At 63.4% G+C, this 1,194-nt stretch carries 1 protein-coding gene; it reads right to left on the bottom strand.

Translation table 11 applies throughout. The annotated features are described in order from the left end of the window. The coding region (hemA, locus tag FHT79_RS31905) for a 5-aminolevulinate synthase (RefSeq protein WP_183904732.1) at positions 1-1,194 on the bottom strand (1,194 nt) is incomplete at both ends.

A 1,194-nucleotide genomic window follows, 5' to 3' on the forward strand; every position in this document is an offset into this window, starting at 1 on the left:
TGCACAGCGCGACCAGAGCGAATGCAGCGCCTCGACCAGATGGGCGATATCGGCATCGGAATGCAGCGGGGTCGGCGTGATGCGCAGCCGCTCGGTCTTCTTCGGCACCGTGGGGTAGTTGATCGGCTGGACGTAGACGCCGCAATTGTCGAGCAGCAGATCGGAGATCCACTTGCACTTGGCCGCATCGCCGACCAGCACCGGCACGATATGGCTCGGATTGGGCATATGCGGAATGCCGCGCTGGTCGAGCAGCGCTCTCAGCTTGCGGACCCGGTCCTGATGGCGGGCGCGCTCGAACTGGCTGACCTTCAGATGCTGGATCGAGGCGACGGCGCCGGCGGCGAGCGCCGGCGGCAGCGCCGTGGTGAAGATGAAGCCGGAGGCAAACGAGCGGATGAAATCGCATAGGGCCGTCGACGCGGCGATATAACCGCCCATCACCCCGAACGCCTTGCCGAGCGTGCCCTCGATGACGGTCAGCCGGTCCATCAGCCCTTCGCGCTCGGCAATGCCGCCGCCGCGCGGGCCGTACATGCCGACGCCGTGCACTTCGTCGAGATAGGTCATCGCCCCATATTTGTCGGCGAGGTCGCAGATCTCCCTGATCGGGGCGATGTCGCCGTCCATCGAATAGACGCTCTCGAAGGCGATCAGCTTCGGCGCCTTCGGATCGGCGGCCGCAAGCTTGGCTTCGAGATCGGCCACGTCATTGTGCTTCCAGATCACCTTGTCGCATTTGGCGTAGCGGATGCCCTCGATCATCGAGGCATGGTTCAGCGCATCGGAGAAGATGATCAGGCCGGGGATCTTCGCACCGAGCGTGCCGAGCGCCGCCCAGTTGGACACATAGCCCGACGTGAAGATCAGCGCCGCTTCCTTGCCGTGCAGATCGGCAAGCTCACGCTCGAGCATGACGTGATGGTGGTTGGTGCCAGAAATATTCCGGGTGCCTCCCGCACCCGCGCCACAGTGGTCGATGGCGTTCTTCATCGCCTCGATCACCTTCGGGTTCTGGCCCATGCCGAGATAGTCGTTGGAGCACCAGACCGTGACTTCCTTCTCGCCATCGGCCGTATGGCGCGTCGCGCGCGGAAAGTTGCCGCGGTGACGTTCGAGATCGGCAAAAACGCGGTAACGGCCCTCGGCATGAAGCCCGTCCAGCTCGTTTTTGAAAAACGCTTCGAAATCCAT

Origin of the sequence: Rhizobium sp. BK212 (assembly GCF_014197475.1) — a bacterium.
GTDB lineage: Bacteria > Pseudomonadota > Alphaproteobacteria > Rhizobiales > Rhizobiaceae > Rhizobium > Rhizobium anhuiense.